This is a genomic window from Mycobacterium sp. MAC_080597_8934 (assembly GCF_000523975.1).
In the GTDB taxonomy this organism is placed as follows: Bacteria; Actinomycetota; Actinomycetes; order Mycobacteriales; family Mycobacteriaceae; genus Mycobacterium; species Mycobacterium avium.
Genome location: NZ_JAOS01000050.1, coordinates 38,023 through 62,943 on the forward strand (window position 1 = coordinate 38,023; position 24,921 = coordinate 62,943).

The 24,921-nt window shown below is 69.0% G+C and carries 23 protein-coding genes, 1 tRNA gene and 1 pseudogene; 19 read left to right on the forward strand and 6 right to left on the reverse strand.

The features are described from left to right. Window positions 1-9 precede the first annotated feature (9 nt). Complete coding sequence (locus NF20_RS21260) at window positions 10-471, forward strand: DUF4334 domain-containing protein (RefSeq protein ID WP_003872609.1); 462 nt, start codon at window positions 10-12, stop codon at window positions 469-471. 80 nt (window positions 472-551) lie between these two features. Here the strand turns inward: NF20_RS21260 and NF20_RS21265 are convergent, their stop codons facing one another. Continuing rightward, window positions 552-1,148 carry a TIGR03086 family metal-binding protein gene (locus NF20_RS21265; RefSeq protein WP_033710881.1) on the reverse strand — a complete coding sequence of 199 codons (597 nt, stop codon included), beginning with the start codon at window positions 1,146-1,148 and terminating at the stop codon, window positions 552-554. Between the two features lie 14 nt (window positions 1,149-1,162). Here NF20_RS21265 and NF20_RS21270 point away from each other — a divergent pair, with 14 nt between their 5' ends. Genes NF20_RS21270 through NF20_RS21285 form a run of 4 tightly spaced genes read left to right on the forward strand, consistent with a single transcriptional unit; the run spans window position 1,163 to window position 4,630 of the window. Next, window positions 1,163-1,987 (forward strand): crotonase/enoyl-CoA hydratase family protein, encoded by an 825-nt coding sequence (locus NF20_RS21270; RefSeq protein WP_023862029.1) that lies wholly within the window; start codon window positions 1,163-1,165, stop codon window positions 1,985-1,987. Between the two features lie 19 nt (window positions 1,988-2,006). Further along, window positions 2,007-3,251, forward strand: coding sequence for a lipase LipE (lipE, locus tag NF20_RS21275; protein ID WP_033710883.1), 1,245 nt, complete (start codon window positions 2,007-2,009; stop codon window positions 3,249-3,251). Between the two features lie 28 nt (window positions 3,252-3,279). Further along, complete coding sequence (locus NF20_RS21280; protein WP_003872605.1) at window positions 3,280-3,471, forward strand: hypothetical protein; 192 nt, start codon at window positions 3,280-3,282, stop codon at window positions 3,469-3,471. 40 nt (window positions 3,472-3,511) lie between these two features. Next, a complete protein-coding gene (locus NF20_RS21285; RefSeq protein ID WP_033710884.1) occupies window positions 3,512-4,630 on the forward strand; it encodes a hypothetical protein in 1,119 nt (372 codons plus the stop codon). A gap of 8 nt (window positions 4,631-4,638) precedes the next feature. Here NF20_RS21285 and NF20_RS21290 read toward each other — a convergent pair. Continuing rightward, window positions 4,639-4,725: transfer RNA gene (locus tag NF20_RS21290), tRNA-Ser, on the reverse strand. A gap of 37 nt (window positions 4,726-4,762) precedes the next feature. Between NF20_RS21290 and NF20_RS21295 the strand changes: the two genes are divergently transcribed. Next, the gene (locus NF20_RS21295; RefSeq protein WP_033710906.1) at window positions 4,763-5,734 is read left to right on the forward strand and encodes an NAD(P)H-quinone oxidoreductase; all 972 of its coding nucleotides are present in this window, start codon (window positions 4,763-4,765) and stop codon (window positions 5,732-5,734) included. A 4-nt stretch (window positions 5,735-5,738) separates the two neighbouring features. On the opposite strand, the gene NF20_RS21300 is transcribed toward NF20_RS21295, so the two are convergent. Next, a complete protein-coding gene (locus NF20_RS21300) occupies window positions 5,739-6,935 on the reverse strand; it encodes a cysteine desulfurase-like protein (protein ID WP_003872602.1) in 1,197 nt (398 codons plus the stop codon). A 118-nt stretch (window positions 6,936-7,053) separates the two neighbouring features. On the opposite strand from NF20_RS21300, the gene NF20_RS21305 reads away from it, so the two are divergent. The 6 genes from NF20_RS21305 to NF20_RS21330 all read left to right on the forward strand — a co-directional run bounded on the left by NF20_RS21305 (window position 7,054) and on the right by NF20_RS21330 (window position 13,030). Then, complete coding sequence (locus NF20_RS21305; RefSeq protein ID WP_033710886.1) at window positions 7,054-9,027, forward strand: DUF6541 family protein; 1,974 nt, start codon at window positions 7,054-7,056, stop codon at window positions 9,025-9,027. A gap of 78 nt (window positions 9,028-9,105) precedes the next feature. Next, the gene (locus NF20_RS21310; protein WP_224110940.1) at window positions 9,106-9,558 is read left to right on the forward strand and encodes a bacterial proteasome activator family protein; all 453 of its coding nucleotides are present in this window, start codon (window positions 9,106-9,108) and stop codon (window positions 9,556-9,558) included. A gap of 15 nt (window positions 9,559-9,573) precedes the next feature. Next, a complete protein-coding gene (locus NF20_RS21315) occupies window positions 9,574-10,380 on the forward strand; it encodes an ABC transporter ATP-binding protein (protein ID WP_023862039.1) in 807 nt (268 codons plus the stop codon). Beyond that, on the forward strand, window positions 10,377-11,291 hold the full coding sequence (locus NF20_RS21320) for a glycosyltransferase (protein WP_033710887.1): 915 nt from the start codon (window positions 10,377-10,379) through the stop codon (window positions 11,289-11,291). Before NF20_RS21315 ends, NF20_RS21320 begins: the two co-directional genes overlap by 4 nt. Next, complete coding sequence (locus tag NF20_RS21325; protein ID WP_003872597.1) at window positions 11,288-12,118, forward strand: ABC transporter permease; 831 nt, start codon at window positions 11,288-11,290, stop codon at window positions 12,116-12,118. Before NF20_RS21320 ends, NF20_RS21325 begins: the two co-directional genes overlap by 4 nt. 24 nt (window positions 12,119-12,142) lie before the next feature. Next, window positions 12,143-13,030 carry a TauD/TfdA dioxygenase family protein gene (locus NF20_RS21330; RefSeq protein WP_023866766.1) on the forward strand — a complete coding sequence of 296 codons (888 nt, stop codon included), beginning with the start codon at window positions 12,143-12,145 and terminating at the stop codon, window positions 13,028-13,030. Window positions 13,031-13,136: 106 nt separating this feature from the next. Here the strand turns inward: NF20_RS21330 and NF20_RS21335 are convergent, their stop codons facing one another. Next, window positions 13,137-13,595: a hypothetical protein gene (locus NF20_RS21335; protein WP_132160441.1), complete on the reverse strand. Its 459-nt coding sequence runs from the start codon at window positions 13,593-13,595 to the stop codon at window positions 13,137-13,139. 493 nt (window positions 13,596-14,088) lie between these two features. On the opposite strand from NF20_RS21335, the gene NF20_RS21340 reads away from it, so the two are divergent. From NF20_RS21340 to NF20_RS21370, 6 genes and pseudogenes are all read left to right on the forward strand, one after another. Further along, window positions 14,089-14,565 carry a GreA/GreB family elongation factor gene (locus tag NF20_RS21340; protein ID WP_019731984.1) on the forward strand — a complete coding sequence of 159 codons (477 nt, stop codon included), beginning with the start codon at window positions 14,089-14,091 and terminating at the stop codon, window positions 14,563-14,565. Window positions 14,566-14,614: 49 nt separating this feature from the next. Then, the gene (locus NF20_RS21345; protein ID WP_024636663.1) at window positions 14,615-14,980 is read left to right on the forward strand and encodes a GtrA family protein; all 366 of its coding nucleotides are present in this window, start codon (window positions 14,615-14,617) and stop codon (window positions 14,978-14,980) included. A gap of 32 nt (window positions 14,981-15,012) precedes the next feature. Beyond that, window positions 15,013-16,413, forward strand: a complete 1,401-nt coding sequence (locus tag NF20_RS21350; RefSeq protein ID WP_019731985.1) for an FAD-binding oxidoreductase — start codon at window positions 15,013-15,015, stop codon at window positions 16,411-16,413. After that, complete coding sequence (locus tag NF20_RS21355; RefSeq protein ID WP_003876962.1) at window positions 16,414-17,178, forward strand: decaprenylphospho-beta-D-erythro-pentofuranosid-2-ulose 2-reductase; 765 nt, start codon at window positions 16,414-16,416, stop codon at window positions 17,176-17,178. A 2-nt stretch (window positions 17,179-17,180) separates the two neighbouring features. After that, window positions 17,181-19,327: pseudogene (locus NF20_RS26830) on the forward strand (galactan 5-O-arabinofuranosyltransferase). A 6-nt stretch (window positions 19,328-19,333) separates the two neighbouring features. After that, window positions 19,334-22,609, forward strand: coding sequence for an arabinosyltransferase domain-containing protein (locus tag NF20_RS21370; protein ID WP_033710891.1), 3,276 nt, complete (start codon window positions 19,334-19,336; stop codon window positions 22,607-22,609). A 58-nt stretch (window positions 22,610-22,667) separates the two neighbouring features. On the opposite strand, the gene NF20_RS21375 is transcribed toward NF20_RS21370, so the two are convergent. Next, window positions 22,668-22,880, reverse strand: a complete 213-nt coding sequence (locus NF20_RS21375; protein WP_003872589.1) for a hypothetical protein — start codon at window positions 22,878-22,880, stop codon at window positions 22,668-22,670. Window positions 22,881-23,062: 182 nt separating this feature from the next. Here NF20_RS21375 and NF20_RS21380 point away from each other — a divergent pair, with 182 nt between their 5' ends. Next, window positions 23,063-23,686: a maleylpyruvate isomerase family mycothiol-dependent enzyme gene (locus tag NF20_RS21380; protein ID WP_019733645.1), complete on the forward strand. Its 624-nt coding sequence runs from the start codon at window positions 23,063-23,065 to the stop codon at window positions 23,684-23,686. Window positions 23,687-23,689: 3 nt separating this feature from the next. Here the strand turns inward: NF20_RS21380 and NF20_RS21385 are convergent, their stop codons facing one another. After that, window positions 23,690-24,841: a BTAD domain-containing putative transcriptional regulator gene (locus tag NF20_RS21385; protein ID WP_019733646.1), complete on the reverse strand. Its 1,152-nt coding sequence runs from the start codon at window positions 24,839-24,841 to the stop codon at window positions 23,690-23,692. Between the last annotated feature and the right edge of the window lie 80 nt (window positions 24,842-24,921).

Consider the following 24,921-nt stretch of genomic DNA (forward strand, 5'->3'; position numbering starts at 1 on the left):
GAGTCACCCGTGGACCTCGCCCGCAAGAAGTTCACCGAGTTCAAAGAGCGCAGCGGCGACATCCCGGACAGTGAGCTCGACGACTTCTGGGCGGAACTCGCGCCCGCAACCATCGAGGAAATGCTGGGCGAGTGGAAGGGCGGCGAATTCCGCACCGGCCACAAGATGAACGGCCAGTTGGAAAAGGCCGGATGGTTCGGCAAGACCTTCAAATCCGCGCGCGATGTGCAGCCGCTGGTCTGCCTGGACGCCGACGGGAACAAGTTCTCCAACGTCGAGCTGGGCAAGGGGGAGGCCAGCCTGTGGCTGGAGGAGTTCCGCGGCGAGGTCACCGCGACCATGGTCTACGACGGGCAGCCGGTGCACGATCACTTCAAGAAGATCGACGACAACGCCGTGATGGGCATCATGAACGGCAAGGGCGTGCGCGACAACGGCAAGTACTACTACTTCTACCTAGAGCGGGTCTAGGGCCTCCGCCGAGCGTGCACTGGCCGCGAAAAAACGCGCCGGATTTCGCACTGAATGCACGTTCGGTGAAGGCCTCGCGCTTAGCGGGCCGGGTTGCGGCCGGTGAACGCGACCAGCTTGGTCAACGCATCGGCGTCGGCGGGCACCTCGACCGGGTCGTCGAACCCGGCCTGACCGCGCACCTCGGGACGGATGACCCGGTGCGCCAGCCCCAGCACGTATTCGGCCAACGGCTCGGGCACCCGGACGTCGCGGCCCACCGCCCGCGCGTAATCCCAAGCGTGGACCAGCAATTCGAGCGCCAGAATGGCGCAGGCATTCCTGGCCGCCATCTCACCGCCGCCGAACGACACGGTGCCGTCCAGACCCCGCTGCCGCCACGCGTCCAGGGCAGGGCGGGCCACCGCGATCACCCGGCGTTCCACCGAGTCCCCGCTGTCCGCATGGTCCGGGACATCGGCGCCGGCCATGCCGCCCAGCGCCTCGAGCGACTTGAGCAGATGATCCGTCAACCGCGCCACGTCGAACTGCGCGCACGGGGTCGGGCGAGACATGTCGTCGGCGGCGATGGGGTGCAGCACCTGCTGCATCACCCGCAGCGCCGCCTCGGCGCCGTCCAGCTCGTCGATCGGCGGGGAATCCGGTCCGGGTCGCAAATCAGGAGCCATGTTCGCCACGCTACGGTCTCGATATGGCGCAAGCATACGAATCGGTCACCGTGGAGAAGAAGGGCCACGTCGCCCAGGTGACGCTGATCGGCCCGGGCAAGGGTAACGCGATGGGTCCGGCCTTCTGGTCCGAGCTGCCCGAGCTGTTCGAAACGCTGGACGCCGACCCCGAGGTGCGGGCCATCGTGCTGACCGGTTCGGGCAAGAACTTCAGCTACGGCCTGGACGTGCCGGCGATGGGCGGATCGTTCACCCCGCTGCTGTCGGGCGACGCGCTGGCCGGGCCGCGCGCCGTCTTCCACCGCGAGGTCAAGCGGATGCAGGGCGCGATCACCGCCGTCGCCGACTGCCGCACCCCCACCATCGCGTCGGTGCACGGCTGGTGCATCGGCGGCGGCGTCGACCTCATCTCGGCGGTCGACATCCGCTACGCCAGCGCCGACGCCAAGTTCTCGGTGCGCGAGGTCAAGCTGGCCATCGTCGCCGACGTCGGCAGCCTGGCCCGGCTGCCGTACATCCTCAACGACGGCCACCTGCGCGAGCTGGCGCTGACCGGCAAGGACATCGACGCCGCCCGCGCCGAGAAGATCGGGCTGGTCAACGACGTGTACGCCGACGCCGACGCGTGTCTGGCCGCCGCGCATGCCACGGCCGCGGAGATCGCCGCCAACCCCCCGCTGACCGTGCACGGCATCAAGGACGTCCTCGACCAGCAGCGCGTTTCGGCCGTCGCCGAGAGCCTGCGCTACGTGGCCGCCTGGAACGCGGCCTTCCTGCCGTCCAAGGACCTCACCGAGGGCATCGCGGCGACGTTCGAGAAGCGGCCGGCGCAGTTCACCGGCGAGTAAGACACGTACCCTCGCTGAGGTGACGACCCCGACTCCCGACGGCAAGATCCGCCTGCCCGCCGACCTGGACGCGGTGACGACGATCGGCGACGAGGACCACTCCGAGATCGACGCCGCCGCCGTCGACCGGATCTGGTCGGCCGCCCGGCACTGGTATCAGGGCGGCTTCCATCCGGCCATCCAGTTGTGCATCCGCCGGCACGGACGTGTGGTGCTCAACCGCGCCATCGGGCACGGCTGGGGCAACGCGCCCACCGACCCGCCCGACGCCGAGAAGATCCCGGTCACACCGGACACACCGTTTTGCGTCTACTCGGCGGCCAAGGGGATCGCGGCCACCGTGGTGCACATGCTCGTCGAGCGCGGCGTCTTCTCCCTCGACGACCGGGTCTGCGACTACATCCCCACGTTCACCAGTCACGGCAAACACCGGATCACCATCCGGCACGTGATGACGCACAGCGCCGGGCTGCCCTTCCCCACCGGACCGCGCCCCGACGTCACCCGCGCCGACGACCACGAGTACGCGCAGCAGAAGCTGGGCGAGCTGCGGCCCCTCTACCGGCCCGGGCTGTTCCACATGTACCACGCGCTCACCTGGGGCCCGCTGGTGCGCGAGATCGTGTATGCGGCCACCGGCAAGGAGATTCGCGAGATCCTGGCCACCGAGATCCTCGACCCGCTGGGCTTCCGCTGGACCAACTTCGGTGTCGCCAAGCAGGACGTGCCGTTGGTCGCGCCGAGTCACGCCACCGGGCGCACCCTGCCCCCTGTGGTGGCGCAGATTTTCCGCAAGGCGATCGGCGGAACCGTGCACGAGATGATCCCCTACACCAACTCGCCGATGTTCTTGACGACCATCATTCCGTCGTCCAACACGGTGTCGACCGCACACGAGATGTCGCGGTTTGCCGAGATCTGGCGCCGCGGAGGCGAACTCGACGGCGTGCGGGTGATCAGCCCGGAGACCATGTACCACGCCGTAGCCGAATGCCGAAGGCTGCGACCGGATTTCGCGGTCGGGCTGCAGCCGGCGCGGTGGGGCACCGGGTTCATCCTGGGCACCAACCGGTGGGGGCCGTTCGGGCGCAACGCGCCGCACGCGTTCGGCAGCCTGGGGCTGACCAACATCGCGATCTGGGCCGATTCCGCGCGCGGCCTGGCGGCCGGCGTCATCAGCAGCGGCAAACCCGGACGCGACCCGGAAGCGCGCCGGTACACGGCGCTGATGGACACGATCACCGCCGCCATCCCCCGCGATTGACGCCCGCGGCAGTGGGAACACTGCCGCCATGGCTACCTATCGAGTTCTCAACCCGAAGGGCGACGTCGTCGCGACCAAAGACATCGAAAGCGCCGACAAAGCACACGCCTGGTTCGCCGACCAGAAGGTCGAAGGCAACGAGCTGGGTTGGCGCATGGAAGTCGAGCACGACGGGCAGTGGCACTTCTTCGACGACAGCGAGGGAGACCGGAGCTACTAGGGCGGGTTTGTGGCCCGGCAAGCCGGGCAACCACTAAAGCATGGACTCGCAACGCTTCCGCAAACTGCTGGACGCACCGGGGCCGTTCGTTTCGGTGTATTTCGACGACTCGCACGACACCCACGACGCCGAGGCTCAACTCGAGCTCAAGTGGCGCGCGATCAGAGAAGACCTGGAACGCCGCGGCGTCGGCGCGCCGATCGTCGCCGGCATCGAGGACGCGGTAATGAACCTGCGCCCGCCGATCGGGCGCAGCGGGCGGGCGGTGATCGCGGGCGCCGACGGCGTGCTGATCAACGAGCACCTTGCCCGCCCGGCGGCCACCACCATATTGCGGGTGTCCGAATTGCCTTATCTGGTACCGGTTTTGGAGCAGAGCTTTGACCACCCCGACTATGTGCTGGTGGTGGTGGACCACAGCGGCGCCGACATCACCACCCACATCGGCGGCACGCTGCGCAGCGAGACAGTCGACGGCACCGGCTACCCGGTGCACAAGGCGGCCGGCGCCGAGACCGCCGGATACGGCGACCCCCAGTTGCGCACCGAGGAGGCGGCCCGGAAGAACGTCCGCGCCGTCGCCGACCGCGTCGCCGAGCTGGCCGACGACAAGGCGATCGACGTGATCTTCGTGGTCGGCGAGGTGCGTTCGCGCTCGGACCTGCTGGCCGCGCTGCCGGAACGGCTGCACGACCGCGCCGTGACACTCGAGGTCGGGGCGCGGCACAGCGGCCACGACTTCACCGAGATCGAGCGGGCCATCGAGGCCGAGTTCGTCAAACGTCAGCTGCGCACCATCGACGATGCCGCACAGCGGTTTACCGCCGAGATCGGGCGGCAATCGGGGCTGGCGGCCCAGGGGCTCGACGCAGTTTGCTCGGCGCTGCGCCAGGGCGCGGTGGAAACGCTGATCATCGGTGACATCGGCGACGCCACCGTGGTCGCCGACGAGGGCCTGACCACCGTCGCGCCCAACGAGAACGTGCTGTCCGAGCAGGGCGCCGCCCCGGCCAGGACGCTGCGCGCCGACGAGGCGCTGCCGTTCTCGGCGATCAAGGTGGGCGCCAACCTGGTACGCACCGACGAGCGGATCGCCCCGGCCGACGGGGTGGGCGCGGTGCTGCGCTACGCACCGACGCTGCACCAAAGCGTCGAGTGAGCGCGCGGCGGTGGCGGAGGGATTTGAACCCCCGGACGGTGTTAGCCGTCTCTCGCTTTCAAGGCGAGTGCATTAGGCCGCTCTGCCACGCCACCGCTGCTAAGGGTAACGGGGCTCGGTAGCGTGGCCACCATGCGCGCCATCGTCGCCGAATCCGCCGATCAGCTTTCCTGGCAAGAAGTAGCCGACGTCTCCGCCGGGCCCGGCGAGGTCGTCGTCAAGGTGGCCGCCGCCGGCGTGAACCGCGCCGACGTGCTGCAGGCCGCCGGCAAGTACCCGCCGCCACCCGGCGCCAGCGAAACCATCGGCATGGAGGTGTCCGGCGTCATCGCCGAGGTCGGCGACGGTGTCACGGAATGGTCTGTGGGGCAAGAGGTTTGCGCGCTGCTGGCCGGCGGCGGGTACGCCGAGTACGTGGCGGTGCCGGCCGGCCAGCTGCTGCCGATCCCCTCCGGGGTGGACCTGGTGGATGCGGCCGGGCTGCCCGAGGTCGCCTGCACGGTGTGGTCCAACCTGGTGCTGATCGCGGGCCTGCGCAACGGCCAACTGCTGCTGGTGCACGGCGGGGCCAGCGGCATCGGTAGCCACGCCATCCAGGTCGCCCGGGCGCTGGGCGCCCGGGTGGCCGTCACCGCTGGGTCGGCCGAGAAGCTCGACTTCTGCCGCGAGCTCGGCGCCGACATCACCATCAACTACCGCGACGAAGACTTCGTCGCGCGGCTGGCGGACGAAACCGGCGGCGCCGACGTGATTCTCGACATCATGGGCGCGGCCTATCTGGACCGCAACATCGACGCGCTGGCCACCGACGGGCAGCTGGTCATCATCGGCATGCAGGGCGGCGTCAAGGCCGAACTCAACATCGGCAAGCTGCTCGCCAAACGCGCCCGGGTGATCGGCACCACGCTGCGCGGGCGCCCGGTGAGCGGGCCGAACAGCAAAACCGAGATCGTGCAGGCGGTCACCGCCTCGGTGTGGCCGATGATCGCCGACGGCCGGGTGCGCCCGATCATCGGCGCCCGGCTGCCCATCCAGCAGGCCGGCGACGCGCACCGACGGCTGGTCGCCTCGGAGGTCACCGGGAAGATCGTGCTGACCGTCTGACGGTTCAGCCCAGCGATGCCAGCGCGCGCACCAACTGGTCGACCTCGGCCGTCGTCGAGTAGTGCGCCAGCCCCACCGTGACCGCGCCGCCGACGTCGTTGACGCCCAGCACGTCCAGCGCGCGGGAACTCTCGTTGGTGACGGCCAGAATTCCGTTGTCCGCCAACCGTTGTACGACGCGTTCGGCGGGCACGCCGTGCAAGGCGAAGCTGACCACCGGGATGCGCACCTCCGGGCGCCCGATCACCATCACCAGCGGCAGCGAGCGCAGCGACACCATCAGGTAGTCATAGATCCGATTCAGATACGAGGTGGCCGACTGCATGGACACCGCCAGACGTTCGCGCCGGGTGCCGCGCGCGGATTCGTCCAGCGAGGCCAGGTACTCGATGCTGGCCACCACCCCGGCGAGCAGGCCGAACTGGTGTGCACCGATCTCCAGCCGGGCCGCGCCGGTCGCTTTGGGGTCGGCCGAGATGGAACTGAACGAATTCAGCAGCGCCGGGTCGCGGAACACCATCGCCCCGATCGGCGGGCCGCCCCACGCGGCGGCGTTCACCGCCACCACGTCGGCGTCGGTCTCCTTCACGTCGAGCAGCCGGTAGGGCGCCGCGGCGGAATGGTCGACCACCACCAGCCCGCCGACGTCGTGCACCAGCTTGGTCATCGCCCGCAGGTCGGTGACGGTGCCCAGCGTGGCCGACGCCGACGCGACGGCCACCAGCCGGGTGGACTTGCCGATCAGCCCCTCCCACTGCCAGGTCGGCAGCTCACCGGTCTCGATGTCGATCTCGGCCCACTTGACCTTGGCGCCGTACCGGTGCGCCGCCCGCAGCCAGGGCGCGATGTTGGCTTCGTCGTCGAGGCGGCTGACGATCACCTCGTAGCCCAGCCCAGCCCGCGACGACGAGGCCTCGGCCAGCGCCGACAACAGGATCGCCCGGTCGGCGCCGAGCACCACGCCCGCGGGTTCGGCGTTGAACAGGTCGGCCACCGCCGCCCGGGCCGCCTCCAAGATGGCGGCGCTGCGCTGCGCCGACGGGTGCGCCCCCACGGTGGTGGGCCCGGACCTGCGGAAAGCCGTCGACACCGTGGTCGCGACGGAGTCGGGGATCAGCATCCCGGCCGGGGCGTCGAAGTGCACCCACCCGTCACCCAGCGACGGATGCAGTCCGCGCACCCGGGCGACGTCGTATGCCATGCAGGCCACCTTAAAGCTTCCGCTTTTCCGCGAAACTGTGACGGTAGCGGGTGCCACACACGTTCCGGCCAGTCGGTGGCCTCCCGAGCCAGGGCACCCGGCCAGCCATACTAGTCGAGTGGGGCTCTGGTTCGGAACGCTCATTGCATTGTTTTTGCTGATAGCGCCCGGAGCGATCATCGCACGTATCAGTCAGTTGACGTGGCCGATCGCTGTCGCGGTGGGCCCGGCACTGACCTACGGCATGGTCGCGCTGGCCATTATTCCGTTCGGCGCCATCGGAATACCGTGGAACGGCTGGACCGCGCTGGCCGCGCTGGTGGTCGTGTGCCTGCTGATGACCGGTTTGCAGCTGCTGCTGGCCCGCTTCCGCGACCGCGACGCCGAAGCCCGGGCGGTGAGCCGCTGGCCGGCCGCCGCCGTGGCGGCCGGTGTGCTGCTGGGCGCGTTCCTGATCATGTGGGCGGCCTACCGCGGCCTGGCCGCCCACTGGCAGACCATCCCGAGCACCTGGGACGCGGTCTGGCACGCCAACGAGGTGCGGTTCATCCTGGACACCGGCCAGGCGTCGTCCACCCACATGGGCGAGCTGCGCAACGTGGAGACGCACCAGATGCTGTACTACCCGTCGGTGTTCCACGCCCTGATCGCGGTGTTCTGCCAACTCACCGGCGCGGCGCCCACCACCGGCTACACGTTGAGCTCGGTCGCGGCGTCGGTGTGGCTGTTCCCGACCAGCGCGGCGCTGCTCACCTGGCGGCTGCTGCGTCCGAGCTGGGGCGAATGGCGCACCGCGGGCGCCGCCGCGACGGCCGGCGCGCTGTCCGCGTCCTTCACCGCGGTGCCCTACGTCGAGTTCGGCGTCGCGGCGATGCCCAACCTGGCCGCCTACGGCGTCGCGATCCCGACGTTCGTGCTGATCACCTCGACCCTGCGGCACCGGGACCGCATCCCGGCGGCCGTGCTGGCGCTGGTGGGCGTGATGTCGGTGCACATCACCGGCGGCGTCATCGTGCTGCTGTTCCTGATCGCCTGGTGGCTGCTGGACGCGCTGTGGCATCCGGTGCGCGGCCGGCTGGCCGATGTCGCGGCCCTGGTCTGCGTGACGGCGATCTCGGGGTTGATCCTGTTGCCGCAGTTCATCAGCGTGCAGCAGCAGGAAGACATCATCGCCGGGCATTCCTTCCTGACCTACCTGAGCAAGAAGCGCGGACTGTTCGACGCCGTGTTCCAGCACTCCCGTCACCTCAACGACTTCCCGGTCCAGTACGGGCTGATCGCGCTGGCGGCCATCGGCGCAATCGTGCTGCTGGTCAAGAAGATCTGGTGGCCGCTGGCCGTGTGGCTGCTCCTGGTGGTGGTGAACGTCGACGCCGGGAACCCGCTGGGCGGCCCGATCGGCGCGCTGGCCGGCGCCTTCGGCGAGTTCTTCTATAAGGATCCGCGCCGCATCTCGGCCGCCATCACCCTGCTGCTCGAACCGATGGCCGGCATCGCGTTGTTTCTGGTCGTGACGGCCTGCGTGGCCGGCGCCAAACGGATCGGCGGCCGGTGGCGGCCGCTGCCCGCCCCGGTCTGGGTGTCGGCCACCGCGGTCCTGCTGGTGGCCACCACCATGCTGTCCGCCCGCCACTACCTGTACCGGCACCTGGTGTTGTTCGGGGACAAGTACGACTCGGTGATGATCGACCAACGCGACCTGATGGCCATGGCCTATCTGGCCAAGCTGCCCGGCGCGCACGAGACCCTGATCGGCAACGGCAACACCGACGGCACGGCGTGGATGTACGCGGTCGCCGACCTGCACCCGCTGTGGACCCACTACGACTACCCGCAGCAGATGGGCCCGGGTCCCAACCGATTCATCTTCTGGGCGTACGCGCGCCGCGGCGATTCCGATCCGCGCGTGGTCGCGGCGATTAAAGCCCTCAATATCAGGTACATACTCACCAGCACGCCGACTGTCCGAGGGTTCGCCGTACCCGAAGGACTAGTGTCACTGGATAAGTCGAAGTCGTGGGCGCTGATCTACGACAATGGCGGTGCCCGGATCTACGAATGGCGCGCAGAAGGCACGACGCCACACCCATAGTCCACAAAGGATGGTGAAGGATTGAGTACCCGCAACGATGATGACGGCGTCGAAGTCATCGGTGGTGTCGACCCGCGGATGATGGGGGTCGACGACGACGACGCCGACGAGCGCTCGCTGACCGACCTGGTCGAGCAGCCCGCCAAGGTGATGCGGATCGGGACCATGATCAAGCAGCTGCTCGAGGAGGTGCGGGCCGCACCGCTGGACGACGCCAGCCGCAACCGGCTGCGCGAGATCCACGCGACCAGCATCCGGGAGTTGGAAGAGGGTCTGGCGCCCGAGCTGCGCGAGGAGCTCGACCGCCTCACGCTGCCCTTCAACGAGGACGCAGCGCCGTCGGACGCCGAATTGCGCATCGCCCAAGCGCAGTTGGTCGGCTGGCTGGAGGGACTCTTCCACGGCATCCAGACCGCGCTGTTCGCCCAGCAGATGGCCGCCCGTGCGCAGCTGGAGAAGATGCGTCAAGGCGCGTTGCCCTCGGGCATCGGCAAGCCGGGCAGCGCGCCCGGGCACGGCCAGTACCTGTAAGCAGACGCGACACCGATGGCGCCGGGTTCTGGTCCTCATATCGAGACGCGCAACGCGTGGGTGGAGTTTCCCATCTTCGACGCCAAGTCGCGGTCGCTGAAGAAGGCCTTCCTGGGCAAGGCGGGCGGCACGATCGGGCGTAACAACTCCAACGTGGTGGTGGTGGAAGCGCTGCGCGATATCACCATGTCCCTCGAGCTGGGCGACCGCGTGGGCCTGGTCGGCCACAACGGGGCCGGGAAATCGACTCTGCTGCGCCTACTTTCGGGCATCTACGAACCCACCCGGGGCTGGGCCCAGGTCACCGGGCGGGTGGCGCCGATCTTCGATCTGGGCGTCGGGATGGACCCGGAGATCTCCGGCTACGAGAACATCATCATTCGCGGCCTGTTCTTGGGGCAGACCCGCAAACAGATGCTGGCCAAGGTCGACGAGATCGCCGAGTTCACCGAGCTGGGCGACTACCTGTCGATGCCGCTGCGCACCTACTCCACCGGCATGCGGGTTCGGCTGGCGATGGGCGTGGTCACCAGCATCGACCCCGAAATCCTGCTGCTCGACGAGGGATTGGGCGCGGTGGACGCCGACTTCATGAAGAAGGCCCAGTCGCGGCTGCAGGGCCTCGTCGAGCGGTCCGGAATCCTGGTGTTCGCCAGCCACTCCAACGAATTCCTGGCCCGGCTGTGCAAGACGGCGATGTGGATCGACCACGGCGAGATCCGCATGTCCGGCGGCATCGAGGACGTGGTGCGCGCGTACGAGGGCGAGGACGCCGCCCGGCACGTGCGCGAGGTGCTGGCCGAGACCGCCGAACAGCCATGAGCGACACTGTCTTCGCCGTCGTCGTCACCCACCGGCGCCCCGACGAGCTGGCCAAGTCCCTCGACGCGCTGAGCAGCCAGACCCGGCTGCCAGACCACCTCATCGTCATCGACAACGATGCGTGCGACGACGGCCGGGTCCGTGAACTGGTTGCGGCGCAACCTATTCCGACCACCTATCTGCAGTCTCGCCGAAACCTCGGCGGCGCAGGCGGTTTCGCGCTCGGCATGCTGCATGCGCTGGCCCAGGGCGCCGACTGGGTATGGCTGGCCGACGACGACGGCCGGCCGCAGGACGCGCGGGTGCTGGCCACGCTGCTGGCCTGCGCCGACAGACACGGCCTGGCCGAGGTGTCGCCGATGGTGTGCAACCTCGACGACCCGGAACGGTTGGCGTTTCCGTTGCGCCGCGGCCTGGTATGGCGTAGGCGGGCAAGCGAATTGCGCACCGAGGCGGGGCAGGACCTGCTGGCTGGGATTGCGTCGTTGTTCAACGGCGCGCTGTTCCGGGCGTCGGCGCTGGAGTCGATCGGCGTCCCGGATCTGCGGCTGTTCATCCGCGGCGACGAGGTGGAGATGCACCGGCGGCTGGTGCGCTCGGGGCTGCCGTTCGGCACCTGCCTGGACGCGGTCTACCTGCATCCGTGCGGATCCGACGAGTTCCGGCCGATCCTCGGTGGCCGGATGCACACCCAGTATCCCGACGACGCGACCAAGCGGTTCTTCACCTACCGCAACCGCGGCTACCTGCTGTCGCAGCCGGGGCTGCGCAAGCTGCTGGTGCAGGAGTGGGTCCGGTTCGGCTGGTTCTTCCTGGTGACGCGTCGCGACCCGAGGGGGCTGGCCGAATGGATCCGGTTGCGGCGCTTGGGACGTCGCGAGCTGTTCGGCAAGCCTGGAGGATCTCGATGACTTTCCTTGACGCGGCGGCCCAGTCGCGCACCCTGCGCCGAGCCCGCAGCGACCTGGTCGACGGCTTCCGCCGGCACGAGCTGTGGCTGCACCTGGGCTGGCAGGACATCAAGCAGCGCTACCGCCGTTCGGTGCTGGGCCCGTTCTGGATCACCATCGCGACGGGAACCACGGCGGTCGCGATGGGCGGGTTGTATTCCAAGCTGTTCCACCTGGAGCTGTCCGTGCACCTGCCGTACGTGACGCTGGGGCTGATCATCTGGAACCTGATCAACGCCGCGATCCTGGAGGGCGCCGACGTCTTCGTCGCCAACGAGGGGCTGATCAAGCAGTTGCCGACGCCGCTGAGCGTGCACGTCTACCGGCTGGTGTGGCGGCAGATGATCCTGTTCGCGCACAACATCGTCATCTACGTCGTCATCGCGATGATCTATCCCAAGCCGTGGTCGTGGGCGGACCTGTCGGTGATACCGGCGCTGGCGCTGATCGTGCTCAATTGCATATGGGTGTCACTGTGTTTCGGCATCCTGGCCACCCGCTACCGCGACATCGGCCCGCTGCTCTTCTCGGTCGTGCAGTTGCTGTTCTTCATGACGCCGATCATCTGGAACGACGACACCCTGCGGCAGCAGGGCGCCGGACGCTGGTCGAGCATCGTCGAGCTCAACCCGTTGTTGCACTACCTCGACATCGTGCGCGCGCCGCTGCTGGGGTCGCATCAGGAGCTGCGGCACTGGGCGGTGGTGTTGGTGTTGACGGCGGTGGGGTGGCTGCTGGCGGCCTTCGCCATGCGCCAGTACCGGGCGCGGGTGCCCTACTGGGTGTAATCGGCAACGGGACGGAGGTCGCCGATGGAGATCGTGGCGTCGGGACCGGGTTTTGCCGCGGAACTGCGCGGGGTGACGATCGCGGATGTCGCGGCTTCGCCGGACGTCTACGCGCAGGTGCGCGCGGCGTTCGAGGAGCATTCGGTGCTGGTCTTCCGGGACCAGCACGTCAGTGATGAAGCGCAGCTTGCCTTTTCGCGCAGGTTCGGCCCGCTGGAGGTGACCAAGGTGGGTGCGGTGGGCCACGGCAGCCACCTCGTGGTCCTCAAGACCCTCGACGACGACGGCAACGTGGTGCCAGCCGATCACCGGCTCGCCCTGGAAAACAAGGCGAATCAGCTGTGGCACACCGATAGTTCGTTCAAGCGGGTGCCGGCGCTGGCGTCGGTGCTGTCGTCACGCATCGTTCCGGGGCGCGGCGGCGAGACGGAGTACGTCTCCACCCGGATCGCGTTCGAACGGCTCGATCCCGGGTTGCGGGAACGGGTGGAGAATTCGTTCGCCTGGCACGAATACGCCTATTCGCGCGGCAAGATCGCGCCCGACCTGGCCCGCCCGGAGGAGCGGGCGGCCTTGCCGCCGCAATGCTGGCGCCTGGTGTGGCGCAACCCGGTCAACGGCCGCAAGGCGCTCTACCTCGCGTCGCACGCGTACGGGATCGAGGGCATGGAGCCGGCCGCGGCGCGGGAGTTGCTGGCGGCGCTGACCGAGGCCGCGACCGCTCCCGGTGCGAGCTACCTGCACTCGTGGCGGGCGGGCGACGTGGTGATGTGGGACAACCGGGCAACCATGCATCGCGGCCGGCCGTGGCCGGCGCACCAGCCGCGCTACATGGTGCGCAGCACCATCGCGGCGACCGCCGCCGACGGGCTGGAGGCCATGTATCCGCCGTGGCATGCCGTAGCCCGGTGAAACAGTTGGGCTGCGGCCGCCGACCTGCCGTTTCCGCCCGTCCCGACGCATCCGTCGAACCTCAAGCTGCTCTGCCGCCACCATGGGGGAATCAAGACCTTGCGGATTACTGCTCATCCTTTTTAAGAAGGTGTGCGTAGGGGTCGCTGTTCGAGTCGACGGTCTCGGGCATGGGATAGTAGGTTTTGATGAGCAGGTTTCCGTCATCGTCCCACGCGAATGTCTCAATGCTGTAAGCCATTTGGACGTTGGGCTCGGTACCGAAGTAGTTCTCACAGACCCAGGCCATCTCGTTGCCGTTCACCTGGACGGTGATCATCTTGATCTTGAGGATCGACTGGAACATGTCGAAGGCTTCGCTGGTGGCTGCCTCGAATCCGTGCTTCTCCTCGGTGCCCACCGGATCGAACATCCGGACACCCGCCGGGGCGATTGTGCGCCACGACGCCACCCACTCTTCCCGCTTCCCTGCGTTCCAGAGTTCGGCATGCTTTGCTGCATGCGCCAAGCGGGCTTGGCGACTTGGGACACCACTCATGTTGCTTTCTCCCTGCACCGTCTGCATTTCATGGCGTTGACAACAAAATCTGGACACCTGTCCATCAGATGATCAGGCTATCAACTCGGGGCATGAGTGTGTTCTCGTACCATGCCTGGCTGAGGGGAAACCCAGACAGTATTTGGATAATCGATCTCGACGGCACAGTGCGTCGGACGTTGCCGACCGGGCACGGCTACACCACCAAACCCCTTGGCGGACTTTACTTTCCAGCGTTGGCCGCCTGCCCTGAACGCCGACGTTGCCCACCTCGCTGCCCGCATCGCAGCGGGACCTCGGCGCGATGATGCCTGTCCGGCAACGAACCCGGGCCCAGGAGCACGCCGCCCCGGTGCGCGGCTCAATGAGTCGCGCATCAGCGCCGAGGCGCGGCGGTCGTTGCCCAACAACAACGATCCGCCGCCCTTGTCGTTTCGAGGGCTTTGACAGTGGCGGGCCGCCACGCCGTGGTGTCACACTGAAACGCCACCTGAGCAAGCGGGACGAAAGGTCCACCGACGTGACCAACAAACGCCAATCGCCGGCGGACGCGGCGCGCAAAAACCTGGAAGCCGAGCTGGACCGGCTGCGGCAGCGTCGCGACCGCCTCGAGGTCGAGGTCAAGAATGACCGCGGGATGGTGGGCGATCACGGCGATGCGGCCGAGGCGATCCAGCGGGCCGACGAGCTGGTGGTGCTGTCCGACCGGATCAACGAGCTGGACCGGCGGCTGCGGGCCGGGCCGCCGGACGCCGACGCCTCGGCGACGCTGCCCGGCGGCACCGAGGTGACCTTACGGTTCGCCGACGGCGAAGTGGTCACCATGCACGTGATCTCCATCGTCGAAGAGACACCGGTCGGCCGCGAGGGCGAGACGTTGACCGCCCGCAGCCCGCTGGCTCAGGCCCTTGCCGGACGCCAACCCGGCGACACGGTGACCTATCCGACGCCGCAGGGCGAGAAGCAGGTCGAGCTGATCGCGGTCAAGCTGCCCTAGACTCCCCTCGATGGTTGCCAGCCCGAACCTGAAACTGACCACCCAGGTCATGCGTTTCGTCGTCACCGGCGGCCTGGCCGGCATCGTCGACTTCGGCCTGTACGCGACGCTCTACAAGGTCGTGGGTGTGCAGGTCGACGTGGCCAAGGCGATCAGCTTCATCGTCGGCACCATCACCGCCTACCTGATCAACCGGCGGTGGACCTTCCAGGCGGCTCCCAGCACCGCCCGGTTCGTCGCGGTGATGGCGCTCTACGCCGTCACCTTCGCCGTGCAGGTCGGGCTCAACCATCTGTGCCTGGCGTTTCTGCACTACCGGGGCTGGGCGATCCCCGTCGCCTTCGTGATCGCGCAGGGCACCGCGACGGTGATCAACTTCGTCGTGCAGCGGGCCGTCATCTTCCGCATCCGCTGAGGCTTCTTGTGCAAGCGGTACCCTCTTTCACGATGTCGAGCACCGATCCCCTCATCACGCCCGCCCGGCTGACGGGCTTCGGGCGCACCGCCCCGTCGGTGGCCCAGGTGCTCAGAACCCGCGACCCCGAGGTGATCGCCAAGGCCGTCGCCCGGGTCGCCGATTCGGGTCATTCCAAGGGTCGCGGCGTGATCGCGCGCGGGCTGGGCCGCTCCTACGGCGACAACGCCCAAAACGGCGGCGGCCTGGTGATCGACATGACCGGGCTCAACCGCATCCACTCGATCAGCGCCGACACCCGGCTGGTCGACGTCGACGCCGGCGTCAGCCTGGACCAGCTGATGAAGGCGGCGCTGCCGTTCGGGCTGTGGGTCCCGGTGCTGCCGGGCACCCGCCAGGTCACCGTCGGCGGCGCGATCGCCTGCGACATCCACGGCAAGAACCACCACAGCGCCGGCAGCTTCGGCAACCACGTGCGCTCCATGGAGCTGCTGATGGCCGACGGCACCGTGCGCACCATCACCCCCGACGGCCCGGACGCTTCCGACGCCGAGCTGTTCTGGGCCACCGTCGGCGGCAACGGCCTGACCGGGATCGTGCTGCGCGCCACTATCGCCATGACCCCGACCGAGACGGCGTACTTCATCGCTGACGGGGTGGCCACCAAGGACCTCGACGAAACCGTCGCCGTGCACCTCGACGGCAGCGAAGCCGACTACACCTACTCCAGCGCCTGGTTCGACCTGATCAGCCCGCCGCCCAAGCTCGGCCGGGCCGCGGTGAGCCGGGGCAGCCTGGCCCGGCTGGACCAGCTGCCCAAGAAGCTGGCCAAGAACCCGCTGAAATTCGATGCGCCGCAGCTGTTGACGGTGCCCGACGTGTTCCCGGTCAGCGCGATGAACAAGCTGTCGTTCATGGCGATCGGTGAGGTGTACTACCGGCTGGGCGGCACCTACACCGGCAAGATCATGAACCTGTCGCAGTTCTATCACATGCTCGACCTGGTCAGCGGCTGGAACAATGCTTATGGCCCAAGCGGTTTCGCGCAACACCAGTTCCTGGTCCCGCCGGACGCGATGGACGAGTTCAAGGCCATCATCCGCTGGATCCAGACCCGCGGCCACTACTCGGCGCTCAACGTGTTCAAGCTTTTCGGCCCGGGCAACCGCGCGCCGCTGAGCTTCCCGATGGCCGGCTGGAACGTCGCGATGGACTTCCCCAACAAGCCCGGGGTCAACGAGTTCCTCAACGAGCTCGACAGGCGGGTCCTGCAATTCGGCGGGCGGGTGTACACCGCCAAGGACTCGCGCACCAACGCCGAAACCTTCCACGCCATGTACCCGCGCATCGACGAGTGGATCGCGGTGCGCCGCAAGGTGGATCCGACGGGGGTGTTCGCCTCCGACATGGCCCGACGTTTGGAGCTGCTCTAGATGGTGCTGGACGCCGTGGGAAATCCGCAGACCATCCTGCTGCTCGGTGGCACCTCCGAGATCGGGCTGGCCATCTGCGAGCGTTACCTGCAGAACGCGCACGCGCGAATCATCTTGGCCGCCATGCCCGGTGACCCGGGGCGGGACGCCGCGGTGGAGCAGATGAAGGCCGCCGGAGCGCGATCGGTGGAGGTGATCGACTTCGAAGCCACCGACACCGACACCCATCCCAAGATGATCGAGCAGGCGTTCGCGGGCGGTGACGTCGACGTGGCCATCGTCGCATTCGGCATCCTCGGCGACGCCGAAGAGCTGTGGCAGGACCAGCGTAAGGCGGTGCAGGCTGCCGAAATCAATTACACCGCAGCGGTTTCGGTGGGCGTCTTGCTCGCCGAGAAGATGCGCGGCCAGGGCTTCGGCCAGATCATCGCGATGAGCTCGGCCGCCGGCGAGCGGGTGCGGCGGTCCAACTTCGTCTACGGGTCCACCAAGGCCGGCTTGGACGGCTTCTACTTGGGCCTGGGAGAGGCGTTGCGCGAGTACGGCGTTCGCGTGCTGGTGATCCGACCCGGCCAGGTGCGGACCCGGATGAGCGCGCACGTCAAGGAAGCGCCGCTGACGGTGGACAAGGAGTACGTCGCCAACCTAGCGGTGACCGCGGCCGCAAAAGGTAAGGAATTGGTTTGGGCGCCAGCAGCATTCCGTTACGTGATGATGGTGTTGCGACACATCCCGCGCCCCATTTTCCGCAAACTGCCGATCTGATCATGCGTAGCGCGCTGGCCACCCTCGGCCAGATGGCCGTGGCCGTGCTGGTCGCCGTCGTCGTCGCGGTGGTGTCGCTGACCGCCATCGCCGGGGTGCAGTGGCCGGCCTTCCCGTCGTCGAATCAACTGCACGCGCTGACCACCGTCGGGCAGGTCGGCTGTCTGGCCGGTCTGGTCGCCGTCGGCTGGGTGTGGCACTCGTTCACCGGCCGAGTCCGGCGTCTCGCTCAACTGGGTGGGCTGGTGTTCGTGTCCGCGTTCACCGTGGTGACGCTCGGCATGCCGCTGGGCGCCACCAAGCTGTATTTGTTCGGCATCTCCGTCGACCAGCAGTTCCGCACCGAGTACCTGACGCGGCTGGCCGACAGTCCCGCCCTGCGCGACATGACCTATCTCGGGCTGCCGCCGTTCTACCCGCCGGGCTGGTTCTGGATCGGCGGGCGCGAGGCCGCGCTGTCCGGGACACCGGCGTGGGAGGTGTTCAAGCCGTGGGCCATCACCTCGATCACCGTCGCCGTCGCGGTGGCGCTGGTGCTGTGGTGGCGCATGGTCCGGTTCGAGTACGCGCTGATCGTCACCACCGCGACGGCGGCGGTGACGCTGGCCTACGGTTCACCCGAGCCGTACTCGGCGATGATCACCGTGCTGCTGCCGCCGGTGCTGGTGCTCACCTGGTCGGGCCTGCGCGCGGGTGAGTGCCGGGCTGGGGGGACGGCCGGGGGCGCGGCTGGCGGGGCACCCGAGACCACCGAGCGTGCGGCTGGCCAGGCGCCCGAGACCGCCGAGCGTGAAACTAACTTCACGGTCGGCGCCGAGCGTGAAACTAACTTCACGCTCGCGGCGGGCGAGACGCCGGGCGCGGCGGGCGAGACGCCGGGCGCGGCGGGCGAGACGCCGAGCGAGGCGTCGAGCGCGGCGGCGAGGCGTCGAGCGCCCCAGGCGAGACGCCGAGCACCCCAGGCGAGACGCCGCGGAGCGGCTGGGCCGCCGTCGTCGGAGCCGGGCTGTTCCTGGGCTTCACGGCCACCTGGTACACGCTGCTGTTCGGGTTCACCGCGTTCGCGGTGGGACTGATGGCGCTGTGGCTGGCGGGCCTGCGCTGGCGGCGGCACGGGGTCCGCGCGGCGCTCGACCCGCTGCGCCGGCTGGCCGTCATCGTCGGCATCGCGGTCGCGATCGGGTGCACCACCTGGCTGCCGTTCCTGGTTCGCGCGGCCCGCAATCCGGTCAGCAACACCGGCAGCGCCCAGCACTACCTGCCGGCCGACGGCGCCGAGCTGACCTTCCCGATGCTGCAGTTCACGCTGCTCGGCGTCGTCTGCATGGCGGGCACGCTTTGGCTGGTGCTGCGCGCCCGCGCGTCGGTGCGCGCGGGCGCCCTGGCCATCGGCGTGCTGGCCGTCTACCTGTGGTCGCTGCTGTCCATGCTCACCACGCTGGCCCGCACCACGCTGCTGTCCTTCCGGCTGCAGCCGACGCTGAGCGTGCTGTTGGTGGCGGCCGGGGCGTTCGGGCTCGTGGAGGCCGCGCTCGCGCTGCGGCGCCAAAGCCGCGCCGTCATCCCGGTGGCCGGCGCGATCGGGCTGGCCGCGGCCATCGCGTTCAGCCAGGACATCCCCGACGTGCTGCGGCCGGACCTGACCATCGCCTACACCGACACCGACGGCCACGGGCAGCGCGGCGACCGGCGGCCGCCCAGCGCGGAGAAGTTCTACGCCACCATCGACGACGTCATCACCCGCGAGACCGGCCGGCCCCGCGACCAGACCGTGGTGATGACCGCCGACTACAGCTTCCTGTCCTTCTACCCCTACTGGGGATTCCAGGGGCTGACCTCGCACTACGCCAACCCGCTCGCGCAGTTCGACCTGCGGGCCGCGCAGATCGACAAGTGGTCCAAGCTCAAGACCGCCGACGAGTTGCTGCACGCCCTGGACACCTGCCCCTGGCCGCCGCCGACGGTGTTTTTGATGCGCCACGGCGCGAACAACACCTACACCCTGCGGCTGGCCGAGGACGTCTACCCCAACCAGCCCAACGTGCGGCGCTACACCGTCGAGCTGCGCGCGGCCCTGTTCGACAGCCCGCGGTTCGCGGTCCACCGCGTCGGCCCCTTCGTGCTGGCCATCCGCAAGCCGGCGGCGTAACGACTGATGAGCACCGACACCGGGTCCCGCATCGCCGAAGAACTAGCATCTAGCTCCGTGCACGACACGGAGGCAAATCACCGGATCGCTCGGTGGGTTGCCTCTGTCGCGGGGCTGCTCGGGGTGCTGCTGGCGGTGGCCACCCCGCTGCTGCCGGTCGACCAGACCACCGCCCAGCTCAACTGGCCCCAGAACGGCAGCTTCGGCAGCGTGGAGGCGCCGCTGATCGGTTACGTGGCCACCGATTTGAACATCACCGTCCCGTGCCAGGCCGCCGCCGGGCTGGCCGGCCGGGGCAACCCCGGCAAGACGGTGTTGTTGTCGACGGTGCCCAAGCAGGCGCCCAAGGCGGTCGACCGCGGGCTGCTGATCGTGCGGGCCAACGACGACCTGGTGCTGGTGGTGCGCAACGTCCCGGTGGTGACGGCCCCGCTGAGCCAGGTGCTGGGCCCGGCCTGCCAGCGGTTGACCTTCACCGCGCACGCCGACAAGGTCACCGCCGAGTTCGTCGGGCTCACCCAGGGCCCCAACACCGAGCACCCCGGCGCGCCGCTGCGCGGCGAGAAGAGCGGCTATGACTTCCGGCCGCAGATCGTCGGCGTGTTCACCGACCTGAGCGGACCGGCGCCGCCGGGCCTGAGCTTCTCGGCGACCATCGACACCCGCTACAGCAGCAGCCCCACCCCGCTGAAGATGGCCGCGATGATCCTCGGCCTGGTGCTGACCGGCGCGGCGCTGGTCGCGCTGCACATCCTGGACACCGCCGACGGCACCCGGCACCGCCGCTTCCTGCCCGCCCGCTGGTGGTCGATCGGCGGGCTGGACGCGCTGGTCATCGCCGTGCTGACGTGGTGGCATTTCGTCGGCGCCAACACCTCCGACGACGGCTACATCCTGACCATGGCCCGGGTGTCCGAGCACGCCGGCTACATGGCCAACTACTACCGCTGGTTCGGCACGCCCGAAGCGCCGTTCGGCTGGTACTACGACCTGCTGGCGCTGTGGGCGCACGTCAGCACCACCAGCATCTGGATGCGGCTGCCCACCCTGGCGATGGCGTTGACCTGCTGGTGGGTGATCAGCCGCGAGGTGATGCCGCGGCTGGGTCACGCCGTCAAGCAGAACCGGGCGGCGGCCTGGACGGCGGCGGGCATGTTCCTGGCGGTGTGGCTGCCACTGGACAACGGCCTGCGGCCCGAGCCGATCATCGCCCTGGGCATCCTGCTCACCTGGTGCTCGGTGGAACGCGCGGTGGCCACCAGCCGGCTGCTGCCGGTCGCGGTCGCCTGCATCATCGGCGCGCTGACCCTGTTCTCCGGGCCGACGGGCATCGCCTCGATCGGCGCGCTGCTGGTCGCGATCGGGCCGCTGCGCACGATCCTGCATCGCCGGATCACGCGATTCGGCGCGCTCCCGCTGATCGCGCCCCTGCTGGCCGCGGCCACCGTCACCGCCATCCTGATCTTCCGCGACCAGACGCTGGCCGGGGAGGTTCAGGCCAGCATGCTCAAGCGCGCCGTCGGGCCCAGCCTGAGCTGGTTCGACGAACACATCCGCTACGAGCGGCTGTTCATGGCCAGCCCGGACGGGTCGGTCGCCCGCCGCTTCGCCGTGCTGGCGCTGGTGCTCGCGCTCGGAGTGACCGTCGCAATGTCGTTGCGCAAGGGTCGAATTCCCGGCACCGCCACCGGGCCGAGCCGGCGCATCGTCGGGATCACCATCATCTCGTTCGTCGCGATGATGTTCACCCCCACCAAATGGACGCACCACTTCGGGGTGTTCGCCGGGCTGGCCGGGCCGCTGGGTGCGCTGGCCGCGGTCGCGGTGACCGCGGCGGCGATGCGGTCCCGGCGCAACCGCACCGTCTATGCCGCCGTGGTGCTGTTTTTGGTGGCGCTGTCGTTCGCCAGCGTCAACGGCTGGTGGTACGTCTCGAATTTCGGTGTGCCGTGGTCGAATGCGTTCCCGGCGTGGCATTACGCGTTCGCCACCGCGCTGCTCGGACTGACCGTGCTGGTGCTGCTGCTGGCGGCCTGGTTCCATTTCGTGGCGCCCGACGACGGCCCGCCGAAAACCCGCTGGGGGGCGCGGCTGGCCGGAATCATCCAGTCCCCCTTGGCAATTGCGACCTGGGCGCTGGTGGTGTTCGAGGTGGCGTCGCTGACCTTGGCGATGACGGACCAGTATCCGGCGTGGTCGGTCGGCCGCTCCAACCTGCAGGCGTTGACCGGGAAGACGTGCGGCCTGGCCGAGGACGTGCTGGTGGAACAGGACCCCAGCGCCGGCCTGCTGTCGCCGGTCGGCGGCCCGGCCGGCCCGTCGGCAGCCGAGGCGCTGGGCGCGGGTTTGTCGGAAGCCTTCACCGCCAACGGGATTCCCGCCGACGTGCGCGCCGACCCGGTGATGGAACGCCCGGGTGACCGCAGCTTCGTCAACGACGAGGAGAAAACCGGCAGCAACCAGGCCGGCACCGAGGGCGGCACCACCCCGGCGCCGGGGATCAACGGGTCGTCGGCCCAGCTGCCGTTCAACCTCGACCCGGCGCGCACGCCGGTGCTGGGCAGCTGGCGCTCCGGCATCCAGGTGCCCGCCCACCTGCGGTCCGGCTGGTACCGGCTGCCCGCCCGCGACAAGGCGCGGCCGCTGCTGGTGGTCAGCGCGGCCGGGCGTTTCGACCCGCGCGAGGTCCAGGTGCAGTGGGCCACCGACGAGCAGGCGGCCAGCGGGCACCCGGGCGGCTCGTTCCAATTCGCCGACGTCGGCGCGTCACCGGCCTGGCGCAACCTGCGGTTGCCGCTGTCGGCGATCCCGGCCGCCGCCACCCAGGTCCGGTTGGTCGCCGACGACGAAGACCTGGCCCCGCAGCATTGGATTGCGCTGACGCCGCCGCGGATTCCCCAGCTGCGCACCCTGCAGGACGTGGTGGGGTCGAAGGACCCGGTGTTCCTGGACTGGCTGGTCGGGCTGGCCTTCCCCTGCCAGCGGCCGTTCGGCCATCAGAACGGCGTGGACGAGACGCCGAAATGGCGCATCCTGCCGGACCGATTCGGCGCCGAGGCCAACTCGCCGGTGATGGACAACAACGGCGGCGGCCCGCTGGGCGTCACCGAGCTGCTGGCCAAGGCCACCACCATGGCCACCTACTTGAAGGACGACTGGTCCCGCGACTGGGGCTCGCTGCAACGGCTGACCCCGTACTATCCCGACGCCCGGCCCGCCCAGCTGCTGCTGGGCACGGCGACGCGCAGCGGGCTGTGGAATCCCGCGCCGCTGCGGCACTGACGAACGCTGCCCCGCCTCCGGCGACAGCCAAAAACGGGGCAGCGTCAGCGATTTCAGATCACGGAACCGAGGCCCGCAGCGGGTGGGTGAGCGCCCAGCCCGGGTTCAAGAAGTTGGCGGCGTAGTGACGCACCGGGTGCAGCGGTCCGCTGTGCGGGACGTACGGGCTCGCCGAGGCGACGGCCGGCATCAGCGAACCGGCGATGGACAAGCCGATGGCGCCCAACCCGACACCCGCGGCGATGCGGAGCTTGGAGACCTTCTCCTTCATGGTGATTCCTATCTGCCGTATTTCTCTAGGGCCGGTCGCGCCGACCGGCAACACCAGGTTGCGACGGCCGGCTTGCCGGACGGTCGAGAGATTCTTGGGAAATCCTTGCGTCCCCGGTAGCGCCCTTGAGGCCGGGCGGCCGTCGGCCTAGGTTTGGCGTTTGTGAGCACCGGCCGACCGCGATGACATCCGAGCTGATGGCGATGGCCCGCGCCGAGCGGGCCGACCTCGCCGAATTCCTGGCCACCCTGGGGCCGCCAGATTGGGAGGCGCCCAGCCTGTGCAGCCGATGGAGCGTGAAAGACGTTGTCGCCCATGTGATCAGCTATGAAGAGCTGGGGGCTTTCGGATTGCTGAAACGCTTCGCCAAGGGCTGGGTGGTGCGGGCCAACCAGGTGGGCGTCGACGAGTTCGCGGACCTGACGCCGCAACAGCTGCTGGAGTTCCTGCGCGAGCACCTCGAACCGCGGGGATTGACAGCGGGTTTCGGCGGAATGATCGCACTGGTCGACGGGACGATTCATCACCAGGACATCCGCCGCGCGCTGGGCCGGCCGCGGGTGGTGCCGCCGGACCGGCTGCAGCGGGTGCTGTCGCTGGTGCCCGGCAATCCCAGGCTCGGTGCGGGGCGACGGATCCGGGGCCTGCGACTGCGCGCCACCGACATCGACTGGACGCACGGCGACGGGCCGCAGGTGAGCGGGCCCGGCGAGGCGCTGCTGATGGCGATGTCGGGGCGCCCGGCCGCGCTGGCAGATCTGGACGGGCCGGGGCGCGCGACGCTGGCCGCCCGGCTCGGCCAATAGCGTTCAGTCGGGCCGGATTTCGAAGACGAACTCGGAGTTGCCGATGCGGATGTGGTCGCCGTCGGCCAGGGTGGCGCTGCGCTGCACCCGCCGGCCCCGCACCTGGACGCCGTTGGTCGATTTCATGTCGGTGATCAGGAAATCCGTTCCGGTGTCGATGATGACGGCGTGGTGGCGGCTGACCTCGGTGTCGTCCAGCACGATCTCGTTGTCGTCGAGCCGGCCGATCCGGGTGGTCACCCCGTTGAGCTGATAGTGGCGCCCGGCCTTGTCCCGCAACCGGGCGACGACGGGATTGTCGACCACCGCCGCCGACTCGGACCGCACCGTGCTCTGCTTGTGGGTGCTCAGCATCGCCCGCCTGGCGGCCTTCCCGGGCTGCCCGGGCCCGAGCGGCTCCTGGCGCAGGATGCGCTGCTGCAGCGCCTTGACCGTGGGCCCCGGGTCGATGCCCAGCCCCTCGGCCAGCGCGGTTTTGAGCCGCCGGTAGGCGCCGAGCGCATCGGATTGGCGTTCGGTGACGTAGTAGGCGGTGATCAGTTGCGCCCACAGCGGTTCGCGGTAGGGATGCTGGGCGACCAGCGCCTCGAGCTCCCCGATCACGCCATCGGCGCGCCCGCAAGCGATCTCGGCCTCGGCGCGGGCGGTGTGCGCCGCGACGCGCTCCTCGAGCAGCAGATTGGCGAACGCGTCGACGAACGGGAAGTTGTGGAGGTCGTCGAGCACCGGTCCGCGCCATTCGCGCAGCGCCGCCGCCAGGTGGCCGCTGGCCTCCTCGAAGCGCCCCTGGCTGGCGGCCTGCACCCCCGCGGTCTTGTGCCCGCGGAAGCGTCCCAGGTCGCAGTCCGCGTCGGCGACGTTGAGCTGGTAGCCGGGCGGGACACTGGCCAGCACCCCGTTGGGGTTGGGCAACGCGCTGCGCAGCAGCCGGCGCAGGGTGGACACATAGGACTGGATGCTGGTGCGCGCCGCCGGCACCGGCGCCGCGCCCCACACCCCGTCGATCAACGCGTCGACGGACACCGGCCGGTTGCGGTGGATCAGCAGCATGGCCAGCACCGCCCGCTGTTTGGGCGCACCCAACGGCAGCTGGGCGCCGCCGGCGGTCACCGACAACGGACCCAGGACACCGAACCCCAGACCTGCGTTCGCCACGCGCTGTCAGCCTCCTCAGCAGTCCATTTTGACCGCACGCACGCGGCGAATGCTGAATTGGCGGGCGGATGTTCGCTGTG